The following is a 1,076-nucleotide window of genomic DNA, read 5'->3' as shown; positions in this document are numbered from 1 at the left end:
CCTCGGCCGAACCGTCACACCCCAATGCCAGAATCACGCACCGGCGGCCCACCGAGTCGCATCCCGATGATCACCGATGGGCGGGCGAAAGATCCGGGCCAACGCTCGCACAGAGGCCGCGAACACCGGCATCAAGCAAATCAAGCGCACGGGCCGCGGCTATCGGAACGCCGCCAACTACCGGACTCGTATTCTGCTCGCCAGCGCCGCCCGGACGGCAGCGTGAACACCTACTCAGCGAGGTCGTTCACCAGCAACCGCGAAGAGCCCCGTTACCGGACTTAGCGAGAGCCTCTATTGGCCTCCAGAAAGGGGAGAGCGCGGGTTGCCTTACGCCCCGCACCAGCCGTAACCGAAGTGACGCGAAGATATTCACGTATCCCGGCACGCCAGGTCATTTGACTGACGAGGATTCCGCCCATCGCTGCAGCGCAGCCTCAATACGGGCGATCGCGTACGTAGGATCCGCGATGGATTCCCACTCTTGCACATCTGGCGCTCGGCGTTGCACCGGTTCCCACGCCTCCATATATCCCGTCTCCGAGACCAGGCTGGCGTAGATTCCCCACACATCACCCGCTTCGACATCTCTTCCCCGCTGGACCGCCACATCGAGGCCGGACATCCCAGGACGATGCATGTACTTGTCCGCCAAATCCTCTGTCGCACTCGCCACTTGCCGAAGGAGGCAATCAAGCGAGCCATCGTTCACTTCAGCTCGTCGAAATCTCCATTTCGGCATCCATCTAGGAACCATCATTCACCACCGTCCACGATGTTTGATGTGCAAGGTTCCCCGCTTGCCCTGGAGTTGAGAGACCGTCAAAGGCCCCTTGCTCGTTGGACGAGTATACGGCGAGCGGTAGACATTCCCGTTCCTTCCGATCCTCATGGGTTGACCAGCGGGCGTCCGCTCGAGGGTTCCTGGCGCACGCCGCGGGGCCCACATTCGTCCCGCCACGCGACTTGCAAGCCGACTAGCCCGGGGCTTTCACGGGAGAGCGGCGTGACCGGGTGTTGATCAACTGAAAAGTGCTCCTGACCAGCAAGGATGGGTCTTGTCGAGGGACCTATCC

General features: G+C 61.7%; 1 pseudogene. It reads left to right on the top strand.

The features are described 5' to 3' along the window. Positions 1-100 precede the first annotated feature (100 nt). Positions 101-226: pseudogene (locus E9529_RS21440) on the top strand (transposase); the annotation flags it as partial. Positions 227-1,076 lie beyond the last annotated feature (850 nt).

Source organism: Blastococcus sp. KM273128 (genome assembly GCF_021698975.1).
In the GTDB taxonomy this organism is placed as follows: Bacteria; Actinomycetota; Actinomycetes; order Mycobacteriales; family Geodermatophilaceae; genus Blastococcus.
Note: the sequence above shows the minus strand (reverse complement) of the source record. Positions and strands in the feature narration are given on the sequence as shown.